Raw genomic sequence first — 14930 nt, forward strand, 5'->3', positions numbered from 1 at the left:
GGGACACCACAAATCGTCCGTGGCTCTGCCCGGTTGCCCGTCGAGAAGATTGCCCACTGGTCTGCCAGCCTCGCCTGGGTGGGTGAAGCCGGGTTCCGTCCCATGCGACGACCGTGCGGGACGGGCCGGCTTGTACGAGCTGACGAGGCTAGTCAGCCCGCGACGGCGCAGTGGACTCTGCGCGCATGCACTGTTGACTCGTGGCGCACCGCCACCCCCGGGGCATGTCCTGGCCGAATCGAGCGGTTCTGGGACCGTGCGCGGGCCCAACCGAAGACGCGTTGGCCGTCCCTGCCCGGGAGGAGTACGGCGCTTCCACTGTTGCGCCGGGTGGATCTGACGGGCGGTAGCCTTGGTCGGTTGGGATTGAGCAGACTGGACGACCCGGGGGCGCGAGTGGCGGAAGACAGGCGGGTTCCGGTCCTGGTGGGGCGGCAGCGGGAGACGGAGCTGCTGACCGCGGCCCTGGTGCAGGCCGAGGACGGCGCGAGCGGGTCCACGGTACTGCTGCGCGGCGAGGCGGGCGTAGGCAAGAGCACGCTGCTGGCCTGGACGGAGCGCGTGGCGCGCGACCGCGGATTCACCGTGCTGCGCGCGGTCGGCGTGGAGGCCGAGACGGACCTCTCGTTCGGGGCCCTCCACCAGGCATTCTGGTCGTTGCTCCAGCGGTCCGTCGCCCTGTCCGCCCACCAGCGGGACACCCTGGAGAGTGCGCTCGGCGTCCGGTCTGGCGCCCCGAGCGGGTTCGCCGTCGGCGCTGCTGCCCTGGTACTGCTGGACGAGGCGGTGCGGACCGCCCCCGTGCTGCTGCTCCTGGACGACCTGCACTGGATCGATTCGTCGAGCGCGGCCGTATTCGCCTTCCTCCAACGGCGCTGTGTCGAGCTGCCGTTGGTGATCGTCGGTGCCGCTCGCGCGGATGGCCCGGCCACTCGGACGTGGTCGGCCGAGACCGTCGACGTGCGGGCCCTGACCCGGGCGGACGCGGCCCAGCTGTTGGGCAGCTGCTACCCCGAACTGGCGGCGCCCGCCCGGGACCGGGTCCTGACGGAGGCGGCCGGCAACCCCCTGGCGCTGGTGGAGTTGCCGCGCCAACTGGCCGTCGCCCAGCAACGGGGGGCCGCTCCGCTGCCGGAACGGCTGCCGCTGGGGCGGAAACTGGAGCGGATGTTCGCCGAACGGCTGGGAGCCGTGACACCGGAGATCGGCCGCCTGCTCCTGCTGGGCGCACTGGCCACCGGACCGGAGTTCAGCAGCGGCGTGTGGCCGCGGGCCGCCGCGGACGAGCACATGAACGAGACCTTGGAACGGATCGAGGCGGATGGTCTGGCCCGGCTCGACCCGACCGGACAGCTGGTGTTCCGCCACCCCTTGGTCCGCACCGCCGTGGTCTCCGCAGTCTCCGATACCGCGCGCCGAGAGGCTCATCGCGCACTCGCCGAAGCCCTCGCGCCGGACGATCCCCGGCGGCTGGTCCACGAGGCGTCCGCCGCGCTGCTACCGGACGAGGACCTTGCCCGCCGCCTGCAGGAGGCCGGCCGCGACCTCGCCCGCCGCGGCGGTGACGCGGAGGGCGCACTCCTGCTCGAACGTGCCGCCGTCCTCAGCCCCAGTTCGTGCGACCGCGCCCGCCGGCTCACCTGGGCCGCGGTGATGGCGGCTCGCGGCGGGCAACTGCGCCACACCGCGGCCCTGGTGGAGGAACTGCGGGCCAGCACGGTTCCACAGGACGTCGCCCCGCTGTTCGCGTACGCGGTGGTCTACGCCGACCAGAGCCACCACGTCGACTTCGAGTCCTCCGCCGCACTGCTGCCCGGGGCCCTCGACACGCTGACGGCACCGGATGCGGACGACTTCGGCGGGCTGGCCGAACAGATCTACTTCAAACTGCTGCTGGCCGCCACCTACACCGGCGCCCCCTGGGCATGGCGAGCCCTGGAACGGCACCGGGAGAACGTCTCCGAGGCGGGGCGGCTGTGCCTGCGGGCCTGGACCGAACCGGGCCCGGACGTGGCCGCCACCCTGCGCGCGGTGGCCGGGAACATGACCGAGGAGCAGGAGGCCGGTGCGGCCTGGCTCCTGCTGTGGACCGCCTCGGCGCTCGACTGCCCAGAGGGCAACCTGTGGCAGCGCTTCACCGGGTTGCACGGCTACGCCACCCAGGGCTCGGTCGCGAAGGCCAAGTGCCAACAGGACTACCTGCTCGGACACTGGGACCAGGCACCCGTATGCCTGCGCGAAGCCGAGATCGCGGACGAACTCGGCTACCACTGCAACGCCCTGATATTCCGCCAGTCCTATGCCCACTTCCTCGCCGGCCGGGGCGACGAGGCCGGACTGCGGGAGATCGACCAGGCCATCAGGCCGGCCGCCACGCGTGCCCGTATGCGGTACGTCCTCGACCGCCTGACCCACCTGCGCGGCCTGGCCGCGCTCGCCCACCGGCGCTACGAGGAGGCGTACACGCACTTCTGCGAGATCACCCCGCCCGGGCGGCTGTCCAGCGGCCTGCCCTGGCACCACGCACTGGTCTTCGACCTGGTGACGGCCGCGGTGCACACCGGCCGGCACGAGGACGCGCGGGCGCACCTCGCGGCGGGACGGACGGCGCGCTCCGCGGAGATCTCCGGCCGCCACGCCTTCCTGTTCGCGGCCGCCACCGCCCTGGCCGCCGAGGACGACGAAGCCGACGCCGCCTACCGTGCCGCGTACGCCGTGCCGGACGCCGAGCAGTGGGCTTTCGACCTCGCCCGGCTGCGTCTCGCCCACGGTTCGTGGCTGCGCCGACGCCACCGGCCAGGAGCCCGCGAGGTGTTGAGCGTGGCCCACCACGTGTTCCGCCGCCTCCAGGCCGCCCCCTGGGCCCACCGGTGCGAGGAGGAGCTGAGGGCCTCGGGCCACTGTGTGGCCCTGCCGCCGGGCGGGTCAGCCACGGAGTCGCCTGGCCTCACCGGCCAGGAGCTGCGCATCGCCCAGCTGGCCGCGACCGGTCTGACCAACAAGGAGATCGGCCGGCAGCTCCAGTTGTCGCCCCGCACCGTCGCAGCCCACCTCTACAAGATCTTCCCGAAGCTCGGCATCACCTCGCGGGCCGCGCTCGCCTACGCCCTCGACAGCGGCTGACCTGCTGGAACACCTGGCCGACGGGTCCTTCCCGAGCCGCGCCGCGCATCGTCCCGAACACGGCAGTCAGATGACCTAACGGGCCGCCGCGCCCGCGGTCCAGGCTGAGACCGCGCAGGACTTCGGCGGAAAGGGCGGTCAGATGGGCTTGCGGGTGACGACCGCGGCGGTCGCGGACGGCGACAAGGCGGCGTACTGGAGCGGGGCGGTGTCGCGGTCGCTGGTTCCGGTGGAGGTGCTCCCGCTCCCCGGGCGGCCGTTCGACGGGTTCCTGGTGTCCCACCGGCTCGGGTACGTGCGGATCTCCACGTTGGAGGCGGACGCCGCCCGGCTCTCGCGTACGGCGGCGCTGATCGCGCGGGCCCCGCGGAGCGAGCCGCAGGTCGGGGTCGGCGTGCAGGTGTCGGGCCGGGCGGTCCTGGAGCAGGACGGGCGCCGCGCGGAGGTGCGGCCGGGCGGGCTCGTCCTGTACGACACGGCGCGCCCGTACGCCGTCGTCTACCCGGAGCGCTTCCGCACCCACCTGTTCCACCTGCCGCGCCGACTGCTGGGGGTGCCGGAGCGCGACCTGCGGCAGGCGTCGGCGACGGCCGTCGGCCCCGGCGAGGATTGCGGACCGGTGCTCCTGCCGTTCCTCGGCATCCTCGCCGCCTCCGCGCACTCCTACCCCGCCCCGGTCGGCGACCGGCTGGCCGGCAGCGTCGCCGACCTGCTCAGCGCACTCGTCGCCCAACTGGCCCTTGCCCGGGCCGCGGAGGAGCCGGACATCCCGAGCGCCCATCTGGTCCGCAGGGTGCGGGAGTACGTCGACCGTCACCTGGGCGACCCGGAGCTGTCGCCCGAGAGGATCGCGCATGCCCACCACATCTCCGTTCGGTACCTGCACCGGCTCTTCGAGGGCGAGGGAGTGACGGTGCGCCGGCTCGTCCAGCAGCGCCGTCTGGAGGCGTGCGCCCGCGAGCTGGTGCGGCGCGGCCGCACCGCGCCGACGGTGTCGGCCGTCGCCCAGCGGTGGGGCTTTGTCAATCCGGCGCACTTCAGCCGGAGCTTCCGTGCCGCGTACGGCGTCTCGCCGCGCGAATGGCGCGCGCTCCGGAACGACGATGCTGGCTGACGTAGCGTCAACCTACCTGCTGTCGGAAGGAGTTCGTGCACGGTCGGGCCATCGCGGCCGTCACCCCGGCAGTACGGTCGCGCGAGACGGCCGTACCACTGGGAGGCACGCTCGACGTCCGCCCGGTGCACACCGGTTGTCCCGGCCAGGGCGCCCATGGCGCCGCAGTGCGCACCGACCGAAGCCAGGAGCGAGAGTTGTCCGACACCACCCCCCTGCATGACCGGCGACCGGTGCTCGACCGGGTGCTCCAGGAGTTCCTGGACACCCGAGTCGGCCGGTCCGCGACGGAACCATCGGACCTCTCTTTCCTCACGTCGGACGGCGTTCCGAACGACGGGCCCGCCGGCGGCCCGGACGACCCCTACGGCACCACGGCGGAGTGGCTCGTCCTGCCCTGCGGACCGACCGGGCGGGTGCGCGTCCAGGTGACCAGACCCGTCGGCGCCGCCGGGCCGAGCCCCGTGGTGCTGTTCCTGCCGGGTCTGGGCTGGTCGCTCGGCGACGCGGCCTCCTACGGTCGGCTGGTGCGGGAGTTCGCCCTGGGCACCGACGCAGCCGTGGTGTACGTGGACTACGCCCGGGCGCCGGCGGCACGCTACCCGGTGGCCGTCGAGCAGTGCCACGCCGTGGCCCGGTGGATCCAGGCGCACGGCCACGAGATCGGACTGGAGGGGCGGCGGATGGCCGCCGTCGGCGACTCCGCCGGGGCCAACCTCGTGGCGGCGCTGACGCTGCTGGCCCGGCAGCGCGGCGACGTACGGCTGGTCCACCAGGTGCTGCTGTGCCCGGTGACCGACGCGGACTTCGACACCCCGTCCTACCGCCGGTTCGCGACCGGGTACTTCCTGCACCGCGACCACATGCGCCGGTTCTGGGACGACTACCTGCCCGAAACTCGGCGGCGGAGCGAGGCCACCGCCGCGCCCCTGCGTGCTTCCCCGGACCAACTCGTCGGGCTGCCCCCGGCGCTCGTGATCACCGCCGAGGCTGACGTGCTGCGGGACGAGGGCGAGGCGTACGCGGCCAGGCTCCGGGGGGCGGGGGTGCCAGTGGTGGCGATGCGCTACCAGGGTGCCGTGCACGGCTTCCTCCTGCTCGGCGCGCTCTGCCCCACCGGCACTGCCCGTGCCGCGCTGATCCAGGCCGTCGACACCGTCCACGTGGCCCTGCACAGCCGTTCCTGGTGATCCACTCCCCCCCCGTCGTCCCGGGGGAGGGGAGTCCCGGGTCCACCCGCCCGATACCGCGCGGCCGGACCGGCCGGTCCGGTCAACAGCCTTCTGAGGAGCACCGATGTCCGTCGTCCTCGACACCGCCGGGGTGCCGTCGGCCGACCGCGCCGAGTACTGGCACGAGGCCGTCTCCCACACCTTCATCCCGTTGGACGTGGTCCTGCTCGAAAGCGCCCCCGCCTCCGCGAGCATCACCAGCCACCGCCTGGGTGCCCTGCAGGTCTCGCTGGTACAGGCGGGCCCGCAGCGGGTCGAGCGCAGCGCGGCGCTGATCGCCCGGGGCGGGGAGGACCACCTCACACTGGCGCTCCAGCACCGGGGAACCGCCCGGCTGGTTCAGGACCGCCGTCAGGTGGAGCTGCGACCGGGCACCTTCGCGATCTCCGACGCCGGGCGGCCGTTCGCCAAGGAGCTGCCGGACCCCTTCGTCTTCACGGCCTTCCACTGGCCGCGGTCGGCCGCGGGCGTCTCCGAGGAGGACCTGCGCGTGCTGACCGCGACGGCCTTCGACGCCGCCGACGGCACCGCCCGGCTGGTGGCCGCATACCTGGAGTGCCTCTCCCGGTCGGCCGACTCGACGGCGCCGCACTTGGCATCCTGGCTCGCCACCACGGCGCTCGACCTGCTCGCGGTGCTCGCCCACGAGCGCCGCGGCCGGTCCGTTCCGGAGGCGCCCGAAGTGGCCCTCGCCACGCTGGCCCGGGTGAAGGACCACATCCTGCGCCATCTGGGGGACCCGGACCTCTCGCCGGAGCGGATCGCGGCCGCCCACCACGTGTCGGTGCGGTACCTGCACAAGCTCTTCCGCTTCGAGGGAGTGACGGTGGCCCGCTGGATCCAGCGCCAACGGCTGGACATGTGCCGCCGCGACCTCGCCCGCCCGACGGCGGGCCGGGCGACCGTGGCGGCGGTCGCGGGCCGCTGGGGTTTCGTGAGCGCCAGTCATTTCAGCCGGGCGTTCCGGGCCGCTTACGGGGTCTCCCCGCGCGAGTGGCAGGCTCGTGCCGGCGCGAGCCTGTCGCCGGGCACCGTGCGGCCGCCGCTGCCGGTTTACGAACCGGGGAAGGCCGTCTGCCCGGACGGATACGGCGTCGCGGTGTGAGCCGCGGCGGTGGGCCGCCGGGCGCGACGCCGCGTGACGGCTCACCAGCGGTGTTGCCCTGACGAGCCGACGCACCGTCCGCCCCACCGGACCGGGGAGCCGACCTTCGAGTACGTGAAGCTGGTGGCCCTGGACACGCCCGGGGCCAACCTGTTCGCGGGCGTGCCGGGTGACGAGCGGACGCGGCGGAGCCTGCCGCTACTGCGGGGCGTGCGGGGTCCGGGCGCCAGCGGCCGCCCGAGGCCGTGGTGGAGGCGATCGACGAGGTGATGGCGACGTTGGTCTTGCGCCGCGCCGCCCGGTCTTCTGCGCGCTTGGCCTCCTCAAGACCGGCACGCCGGGAGGCCGCCGTCATGGTGGCCTCCATGCGGCGCCACTCTGTCAATCGGCCCGACCTGGGGCGGACGTCCGATCCCGGGTCGGTTGCGGCGGCCTCGGTGATCTGGTCCCGCAGCGCCTGCACCGCCGAGACCAGATCGATCTGAGCACCGATGTCCGCATGGTCGCGCGAGTCCGGCATGGGTGGTCAACTCTCCTGTCTGGCTGGATGATTTCGCGGTCCGTGATGCGGCACGGATTCGCCCGCGCGCAGGCGAAGCCGTGGCTGGGCACCGCCTGACCCTGGCCGCGTAGTCGACCCGCGCCGCGCACTCCGCCCGCTGGCTCCCGACGGAATTCCGAACCGACCACCGACTGGGGCCCCGGGAACAAAGGAGCGTCGTAGCTGCTCTCGGAGCGGCGCAGCTGACGCGCGGCGCCGCGTTCCCCGCGCTCCGGGAACGCCCCGCGCACATCCTGTGGGAATGTCGCCTGACCTGCAAGAACAGGCCGATCTCGGGCGGTGGGGGGTCGGCGCGCCCCGGCCGCGCATCCGGTTTGCGAGCCGCTGCGAAGGAGCTGATCCTGAAGGAGAGGTATGCCAACCGATCGTGTGGACCGAGCGCGAGGGCTGCGGAGCGTGCGGCCGCCGGAGCCGGAGCCTGAGCAGGAAGCGGGTTCCAGATGAGGCTTGTCGTCGATCTCAACCGGTGCCAGGGCTTCGCGCAGTGCGTCTTCCTCGCCCCGGACGTGTTCGCCCTGCACGGCGAGGAAGCGCTGTTGTTCTCCCCCCGCTTCGACGAGGAACAACGCGACCGGGTGGAGAAGGCCGCGGCGGCCTGCCCGGTGCAGGCCATCCTCGTCGACTACTCCGACGAGCCGACGCGGGGCGTGACGGGGGGTGTGGAGCGCCATGACGGCTGATACGGAGGTCGAGGCCCTGCGGCGCCAGGGCCGCATCGTCGTCGGCGCCTCGCTGGCCGGTCTGCGTGCGGCGGAGACCCTGCGTGACCAGGGGTTCACCGGATCGCTCACCATGATCGGTGACGAGTCGTACGAACCCTACGACCGGCCGCCGCTGTCCAAGCAGGCGCTGCTCGGACGGGCGCGGCCCGAGGACACCGCACTGCCGCGGAGGTGCGACATCGACGCCGCATGGCGCCTGGGCGTCGCCGCCGAGGGACTGGACCGGGACGCCAAACAGGTACGCCTGGCGAACGGCGACACCGTTCCCTACGACCGCCTGCTGATCACCACCGGGACCCGGGCCAGAGCCTGGATCCACCCGGAAGAGGCCGCGCTGGACGGGGTGTTCGTACTCCGCACCCGCGACGACTCAACCCATCTGCACCGCAAGCTGACCTCCGGGGTCTCCCGAGTGCTGGTGATCGGCGCCGGCTTCACGGGCTCCGAAGTCGCTTCTGTCTGCCGGGAATTGGGTCTTGAGGTCACGGTTGCCGAACGCGGCCCGGCACCCCTGGTCGGTGCGCTCGGCGGGGTGATCGGCGCGGCAGCGGACCGGCTGCAACGCGGCAAGGGCGTCGATCTGCGCTGCGGGGTCAGCGTCACCGCCCTGGAGGGCGACTACGGAGGACGGCTCAGGCGCGCCCATCTGTCCGACGGCACGGCGATCGACGCGGAGGTCGCGGTCATCTCGCTCGGCGCCGTCCGGAACACGGAGTGGCTCGCCGGCTCGGGAGTGGCCGCGGGGCCCCGGGGCGTCGCGTGCGACGCCGGGTGCCGGGCGTTCGACGTCAACGGCATCGTCACCGACGACATCTACGCCGCCGGTGACGTCGCCCGCAGCCCGCACCCGTTGTTCGACTACCAGTTCCTGTCGCTGGAGCACTGGGGCAACGCGGTCGAACAGGCAGAGATCGCCGCCCACAACATGATCTGTGCGGGGACGAAGCGCATTCCGCACCTGTGGGTGCCGATGTTCTGGTCCTCCCAGTTCGGTATCAACATCAAGTCCGTGGGTGTGCCCCCGCTGGGCGACCAACTGGTCGTCACCCAGGGGTCGCTCACCGAGGAGCGGTTCGTCGCCGTGTACGGCTACCGCGGTCGGGTCATCGCCGCGGCGACCTTCGACGGAGCCAAGTGGCTGGGGTTCCACCAGGAGCAGATCGCCGCCGGCGCACCGTTCCCACCGGAGTACCGCACGGTCGACCGTCGCACCGAGACGTTGCAGCCGGTCGACCCGGACTTCCCCGACCCCCACCTGCCCACGCACGGGCCCACCGTCACGCTGTCGGGCCACTCACCGAGCGAGCGGCGCGTGCAGTTCGTTCCGTCGCGTGCCTGACCACCGGCCCTGTGCCGCCCGGAGCCCCCAGGAGACACCATGACGCTCGGCACCCTCCCCGCGCAGATCACCGACTACGTCAACCGAGCCGATCCGTACCCGCTCTACGCGGAACTGCGCAGGACTCCGGTCAGGCGGGAAGACGACGGAACGTACCTGGTCAGCACCTACTACGAGGTGCGGAGCCTGGCCAACGACCCACGGCTGAGCAACGACACCAGCCACCGCTCGCCCGGCTACGCCCGCACCGGGCAACCGAATGAGGAGACCGGTCTGCCGCCCAGCTTCATCTTCACCGACCCACCCCTGCACGACCGGCTGCGCGACACCATCAACCGGCCGTTCGGTCCCCCGCACAGCCCCAGGTTCCTCGACGACCTGCGCGGAGACCTGGCCAAGGTCGTCACCGAACTGCTCGACGCCTTCGAGGGCAAGGACGAGGTGGACATCGTCGAGGACTTCTCCTACCCCCTGCCCGTCACCGCCATCTGCAAGGTCCTCGGCGTGCCGCGCGAGGACGAACCGCGCTTCCACGGCTGGGCCGACGCCCTGGCGTCGTCACTCGACCCCCAAGCCGGCGAGGACGGCCTGGAGAAGGCCCAGCGGGCACGCCAGGAATTGGGCAGCTACCTGACCGACCTGATCGAGACCAAACGCCGCCACCCCGGCCCCGGGATGCTCAGCGCGCTCGCCCCCGAGATGGCCCCGGCGGACCTGGAGGCCACCGCGGTGCTGCTCCTGGTCGCCGGCCACGAGACCACCGTCAACGCGATCACCAACACGACGCTGACCCTGCTGCGCCATCCCGACGTCCTCGCACGGTTCCAGAGGGAACCGGCCCTGGCCGTCCCGCTCATCGAGGAAGTGCTGCGGTACGAGCCCCCGGTCCAGTTCGTGCCGTGGACCACCGCACTGGCCGACATCGACGTCGCCGACACCACGATCCCCGAGGGCTCGCCGGTCTGGCTCATGCTGGCCGCGGCCAACCGCGACCCGAAACGCTTCCCGGACCCCGACCGGTTCGATCCCGACCGCAAGGACAACGAACACCTGGGTTTCTACACCGGCATCCACTACTGCTTCGGCGCCCCGCTCGCCCGTATGGAACTCCATGTGGCCGTGCCCGAACTGTTCCGCCGGGTGACGTTCTCCAGGCTGCTGGAGGACCCGCCGCCCTACCGCGCCAACGCGGTGCTGCGCGGCCCCCGTCACCTCCCCGTGGCGATCGAGGGACTCACGACCTGAGCGTAGGAGGGCCACGGTGGTGACGAGCCGTGTTGATCCCTCTGAAGCACCGGCCAGCGCCGGTTCGGAACCCGTCTGGTAGTGGGCGGGCCAGCTAGTCACGGGGCGCCCGGCTTCGCGTCGCGGAGGGCAAGTGGAGTCGTGGGGAGGCCGTCCGGTCACTCCATGCTTGTGAGGGTGGTGCCGAGGGCGGTGAGGCCGGCGGTCAGTTCCTTCAGTGTGATGTCGGTGATCAGGTGGTGGTTGATGATCAGGCCGGGCATGAGGGCGAAGATCACCGGTGCCGCTGCCGCCGGGTCTGCGTCGGGGTGCAGCTGGCCCTCGGCCTTTCAGCGTTCTCCCTCGGCTTGACGCTGCAGTTCGGTGGCTCGTCCGGCTACGGCTTCATGAGCATCGAACAGCGCCGCCAAGCCATCCGCGAGCTGACCGAGACCGGCAGCCACTTCGGCGGGCCCTTCTACATCGGACCGGACGGCAAGCGGCAATGGGGGCTGACCACCATCTGGCAGCACGTGTTCGGAGACAGCCTGAAGTATCCCCGACCTCGCTACGGATTCCCGATTGTCGCCGACCCCAAGTGCTTCAACTGGCTTCCCGTAGAGGGAGCCGAGCCGGGCGTGGAACACAAATTCCTCGGCGCGCTCTCCGAGCGCGGGGTGTGGGTGGAGATGCTGCGACTGCAGGCCGGGACCACCTGGTCCTCCACCGACCCCAAGGCCCGACGGATCACCACTGTCCTCGCCGGCAGCGGTGAGTGCGACCGCGAGCAGATCTCTTACCTGTCGACGATCCAGGCCGACGCGGGAGAGACCCTCGGCCTGACCGCCGGCGGAGCCCCTGGAACTCCTCCTGATCGGCATGGCGCCGATCGTGCTGCCCGCGACCGAGTCGGACCAGTACGACCTCGAGGAGTTCCCCGAGGAGGACCGCGAACCAGCCGGCCAGCAAGCGGACTGAGACCACGCCCGAACGTGATCGTACGGCTGGGGTGCAGGCTTGCCCTTCACACGAAGCAGGCCGACAGAGGACCGTCGGCCTGCTCGAACTTCCGGCACTGCGCCATCGCGGCAGGGACACTCAGTGTGATGTCTGGGCTGGTCATCGTTGTCCCCATGGCGGCCGGTGACTGACGAGGCGCGCTGCATGGCCGTGTTTGAGAACTGGGTGACCTGCCTGCTTGGCCGTCCGGGGAAGTCGCGGGCGGCCAACCAGATGGTGAGGTCGCAGGCGACGTCGTTGATGCTGGTCGCCTCGGTGACCTCGTGCTCGCTGCGGGTGGTGTCGCGACAGACGGTCGCGTTTGTCAAACCGGGTGGCGACCGCCCGATTGCGCTTGAGCCGGTTGCTCCCGCATTCGACCGCGTACCAGGACGATCAGCGAGCCGTTTCATGCCCCGCCCACATAGCGTTGTATATGCCATATTGCGTAGTAATCCCGGGCGAAAGGCACGTCATGAAGATCGCAGTCATCGGCGGTACCGGACTGATCGGTTCGCAGGTCGTCAAGAACCTGAACGCCGCCGGACACGAGGCCGTACCGCACTCGAAGTCCAACGGAGTCGACATCATCGGCGGCCAGGGACTGGACGAGGCGGTGGCGGGAACCGACGCCGTCGTCAACCTGACCAATTCCCCGACCTTCGACGAAGCCTCGCTCGCCTTCTTCCAGACCTCGATGGACAACCTCCTGGCCGCGGCCCGGAAGGGCGGCGTCGGCCACCTCGTCATCCTCTCGATCGTCGGCACGGACCAGGTGCCGGAGCTGGACTACTACCGTGCCAAGGCGCTCCAGGAGAAGATCCTCGCGGCCGGGCCGATCCCCTACTCGATCGTGCGGGCCACGCAGTTCATGGACTTCATGGACGCAGTCCTGTCCTGGACCGCCGACGCCGACACCGTCCGGCTGCCCGCCACGCCCATCCAGCCCATCGCTTCCAAGGACGTGGCCGACGCGGTGGCGGAGGTCACCGCCGGAGCTCCGCTGAACGGCATCCGCAACATCGCAGGACCCGAGGTCTTCACCCTGGACGAGCTGGGCCGGATCACCCTGTCCCACAAGGGCGACAGCCGTACCGTCGTCACCGACCCCACCGCCGGCATGTTCGCCGTCGTCAAGGGCGACGTCCTCACCGACAAGAACGCCCACCTCGCCCCCACCCACTACGCCGACTGGCTCTCCTGACATCCCCGCCTCCTAAGCGTCCATGGAGCAGTCGAGGGCGGTAGATGATTGAGGGAGGTAGCTGATCGTGGATGTCTATGAGGCGGTCACGAGCCGACGGGCGGTGCGAGGGTTCACCGACCGGCCTGTCCCGCGACGGGTGCTGGAGCGGGTGCTGTCGGCTGCGGCCTGGGCGCCGTCCGGATCGAACCTCCAGCCGTGGCGCTCCTACGTGGTGACCGGTGGGCCGCTGGCCGAGCTCAAGAAGCGCGCCGGCGAGCGGGTGGCCGCATGCGACCCCTGGGACGAGCGGGAGTACGAGATGTACCCGCCCGCACTGAAGTCTCCGTACCACGAGCGCCGATCCGCCTTCGGCCACGAACGCTACAGCGCACTCGGTATCGAGCGCGAGGACTGGGAGGCGCGCCAGCGGGCCGCTGCGGCGAACTGGGACTGTTTCGGTGCGCCCGCCGCCCTGTTCTGCTACATCGACCGCGACATGGGCCGGCCTCAGTGGTCCGACGTCGGCATGTATCTGCAGACGGTCATGCTGCTGCTGCGCGCCGAAGGGCTGGACAGTTGCCCGCAGATGGCGTGGTCGGTGTACCGCAGGACTGTCGCGGAGATCCTGTCACCCCCGGACGAGCTCATCCTCTTCTGCGGCATGTCGATCGGCTTCGAGGACCGCACAGTGGGCTACGTCCGTACGGGCCGGGCGCCGCTCGACGAGACCGTCACGTTCGTCGGGGGATAGAGCTCGTAGCCGCCTTCATCCTGGACGGCGACGGAGGTGAACCAGGCCGGGCCGTCATCGTCGGGTTGGATGACGACGAAGGTGTTGTCCGTGTCGTTGAGGTCGTCGATCAGCATGAACAGGGCGGCCTCGGAGGGGGCACCGATGTGATCGCCGTTCTCACTGTCGGCGCAGTAGTACCAAGCCCCCATCGGATCTGTCTCCCCTCGACCTGCTGACTGGTCGCCGACGGCCAGCACGGCATGCAGTTGTGACGTAAGGGCTGGATCACAGCGAGCGGTCCGCGCTTCCAGCAAGCTCAGCACCATCTGCCGCAGCGCGGGCCTGCGGGCGAGCAGGCACTGCTTCGGACGCCGAGCGCGGTCAAACGCCCGTTCCTGCGCAGCGATCGCCCGGTAGACGTCGCGCCCACCGTTGGTGTTGACTTCACGGCTGATCGTCGACACCGCGCGCCCCGGGAGGCCGGCGATGGCCCGGTAGGACGCTCGGTGACGACCCGGCAATGGAGATCAGCCACGAGACGATCTACCGGTCGGTCTACACCACCCGCTGGAAAGTGATACCCCGCGAGCTGTGCAAGCGTCTGCGGACTGGCCGCCCGATCCGGAAGAACAAGCGTCACACGGTGAAAGGACAATGGCGCTCACAGATCACCGATGCCCGACCGATCGAGGACCGGCCCCAAGCGGCGCAGGACCGCAGCGAGTTCGGCCATCTGGAAGGCGATCTGGTGATCGGCTCGAACAACAGCCAGGTCGCCACGCTGGTCGACCGGAAGTCACGCTTCCTCACGGTCGTGAAACTCGCCAGCCGCCACACCACCGTGGTCGTTCCCGCTCTGACAGAGACCTACGAGCGCATGGACCCCCGACTACGCAACTCGCTGACCTGGGATCGCGGCATGGAACTGGCAGCCCACAAGAGGTTCACCGCCGACACCGGTGTCGACGTGTTCTTTGCAGCCCCGCGTAGCCCCTGGCAACGGGGCACCAACGAGAACACCAACAAGCTGCTCCGGCAGTACCTGCCCAAAGGAACAAACCTGTCGACGTTCAGCCAGGACGACCTTGATGCCATCGCGACAAAGCTCAACAACCGTCCACGCAAGTGCTTGGGGTTCCGCACACCAGCCGAGAGTGTTGCCTTGACCGGTTGAATCTAAGGTCGCTTTTTTCAGGATCTCGATCGTCTGCTGCTGTTCGCGGACCTCCTTGCGCAGCCGCTTGAGCTCCTCGCGCTCGGCGCTGGTCAGCTCACCGGACTCGCCCTCGCCCCGGTCCGCCTTCGCCCGGCGGTACCAGCCGCGCAGGGACTCGGAACTGATGCCGAGTTCCCGGGCAACCGCGGTGACCGTCTTGCCCGAGGAATCGACGAGCGCGATCGCGTCCCGCTTGAACTCCTCGGTGTACCGCTTCGTGTACTTGCTTCCCACCTGGTGCTACTTCCTCTGGAACCTCAAGATCCCAGTCTCCAGGTGTCCACTATCAAGGGGAAGCTTCAAGCCAATCGTGACCCCATCACCCACGCATTGACATGGTCGGCCTGGAGAAGACAACACCAAGCCGTCGCCCGC

The 14930-nt window shown here is 70.7% G+C and carries 11 protein-coding genes and 2 pseudogenes; 11 read left to right on the forward strand and 2 right to left on the reverse strand.

Going from position 1 to position 14930, the window contains the following annotated elements; translation table 11 throughout:
• Nucleotides 1-360 precede the first annotated feature (360 nt).
• From CG747_RS37325 to CG747_RS37375, 10 genes are all read left to right on the forward strand, one after another.
• Nucleotides 361-3123 carry an AAA family ATPase gene (locus CG747_RS37325; RefSeq protein ID WP_257980993.1) on the forward strand — a complete coding sequence of 921 codons (2763 nt, stop codon included), beginning with the start codon at nucleotides 361-363 and terminating at the stop codon, nucleotides 3121-3123.
• A gap of 142 nt (nucleotides 3124-3265) precedes the next feature.
• Nucleotides 3266-4237 carry a helix-turn-helix domain-containing protein gene (locus CG747_RS37330; protein ID WP_100606344.1) on the forward strand — a complete coding sequence of 324 codons (972 nt, stop codon included), beginning with the start codon at nucleotides 3266-3268 and terminating at the stop codon, nucleotides 4235-4237.
• Nucleotides 4238-4434: 197 nt separating this feature from the next.
• The gene (locus CG747_RS37335; protein WP_100606345.1) at nucleotides 4435-5427 is read left to right on the forward strand and encodes an alpha/beta hydrolase; all 993 of its coding nucleotides are present in this window, start codon (nucleotides 4435-4437) and stop codon (nucleotides 5425-5427) included.
• A gap of 106 nt (nucleotides 5428-5533) precedes the next feature.
• A complete protein-coding gene (locus CG747_RS37340; RefSeq protein WP_100606346.1) occupies nucleotides 5534-6574 on the forward strand; it encodes a helix-turn-helix domain-containing protein in 1041 nt (346 codons plus the stop codon).
• Nucleotides 6575-7576: 1002 nt separating this feature from the next.
• Nucleotides 7577-7816 carry a ferredoxin gene (locus tag CG747_RS37350; protein WP_100606348.1) on the forward strand — a complete coding sequence of 80 codons (240 nt, stop codon included), beginning with the start codon at nucleotides 7577-7579 and terminating at the stop codon, nucleotides 7814-7816.
• A complete protein-coding gene (locus CG747_RS37355) occupies nucleotides 7806-9197 on the forward strand; it encodes an NAD(P)/FAD-dependent oxidoreductase (protein ID WP_100606349.1) in 1392 nt (463 codons plus the stop codon). The genes CG747_RS37350 and CG747_RS37355 overlap by 11 nt, the downstream gene beginning before the upstream one ends.
• A 39-nt stretch (nucleotides 9198-9236) precedes the next feature.
• Entirely contained in the window at nucleotides 9237-10442 is a 1206-nt protein-coding gene (locus tag CG747_RS37360) for a cytochrome P450 (RefSeq protein ID WP_100606350.1), read from the forward strand.
• Nucleotides 10443-10750: 308 nt separating this feature from the next.
• Complete coding sequence (locus CG747_RS48420; RefSeq protein WP_180985866.1) at nucleotides 10751-11572, forward strand: hypothetical protein; 822 nt, start codon at nucleotides 10751-10753, stop codon at nucleotides 11570-11572.
• A 323-nt stretch (nucleotides 11573-11895) separates the two neighbouring features.
• Nucleotides 11896-12624 (forward strand): SDR family oxidoreductase, encoded by a 729-nt coding sequence (locus tag CG747_RS37370; protein WP_100606352.1) that lies wholly within the window; start codon nucleotides 11896-11898, stop codon nucleotides 12622-12624.
• 67 nt (nucleotides 12625-12691) lie between these two features.
• Entirely contained in the window at nucleotides 12692-13357 is a 666-nt protein-coding gene (locus CG747_RS37375) for a nitroreductase (RefSeq protein WP_100606353.1), read from the forward strand.
• Here CG747_RS37375 and CG747_RS37380 read toward each other — a convergent pair.
• A pseudogene (locus CG747_RS37380) lies at nucleotides 13357-13548 on the reverse strand (hypothetical protein); the annotation flags it as partial. The gene CG747_RS37375 and the pseudogene CG747_RS37380 overlap by 1 nt on opposite strands.
• 311 nt (nucleotides 13549-13859) lie before the next feature.
• Here CG747_RS37380 and CG747_RS37385 point away from each other — a divergent pair.
• Nucleotides 13860-14513, forward strand: coding sequence for an IS30 family transposase (locus CG747_RS37385; protein WP_219621595.1), 654 nt, complete (start codon nucleotides 13860-13862; stop codon nucleotides 14511-14513).
• 60 nt (nucleotides 14514-14573) lie between these two features.
• Here CG747_RS37385 and CG747_RS51120 read toward each other — a convergent pair.
• Nucleotides 14574-14789, reverse strand: a pseudogene (locus CG747_RS51120) (transposase); the annotation flags it as partial.
• Nucleotides 14790-14930: the final 141 nt, after the last annotated feature.

The sequence above is a fragment of the Streptomyces sp. CB02959 genome, assembly GCF_002803155.1.
Taxonomy (GTDB): Bacteria; Actinomycetota; Actinomycetes; order Streptomycetales; family Streptomycetaceae; genus Streptomyces.

Excerpts from the sequence above, each read along its gene's own strand:
- CG747_RS37330 (WP_100606344.1), top strand. The coding sequence starts at position 3,266 with ATGGGCTTGCGGGTGACGACCGCGGCGGTCGCGGACGGCGACAAGGCG.
- CG747_RS37340 (WP_100606346.1), top strand. The coding sequence starts at position 5,534 with ATGTCCGTCGTCCTCGACACCGCCGGGGTGCCGTCGGCCGACCGCGCC.
- CG747_RS37350 (WP_100606348.1), top strand. The coding sequence starts at position 7,577 with ATGAGGCTTGTCGTCGATCTCAACCGGTGCCAGGGCTTCGCGCAGTGC.
- CG747_RS37355 (WP_100606349.1), top strand. The coding sequence starts at position 7,806 with ATGACGGCTGATACGGAGGTCGAGGCCCTGCGGCGCCAGGGCCGCATC.
- CG747_RS37360 (WP_100606350.1), top strand. The coding sequence starts at position 9,237 with ATGACGCTCGGCACCCTCCCCGCGCAGATCACCGACTACGTCAACCGA.
- CG747_RS37370 (WP_100606352.1), top strand. The coding sequence starts at position 11,896 with ATGAAGATCGCAGTCATCGGCGGTACCGGACTGATCGGTTCGCAGGTC.
- CG747_RS37385 (WP_219621595.1), top strand. The coding sequence starts at position 13,860 with ATGGAGATCAGCCACGAGACGATCTACCGGTCGGTCTACACCACCCGC.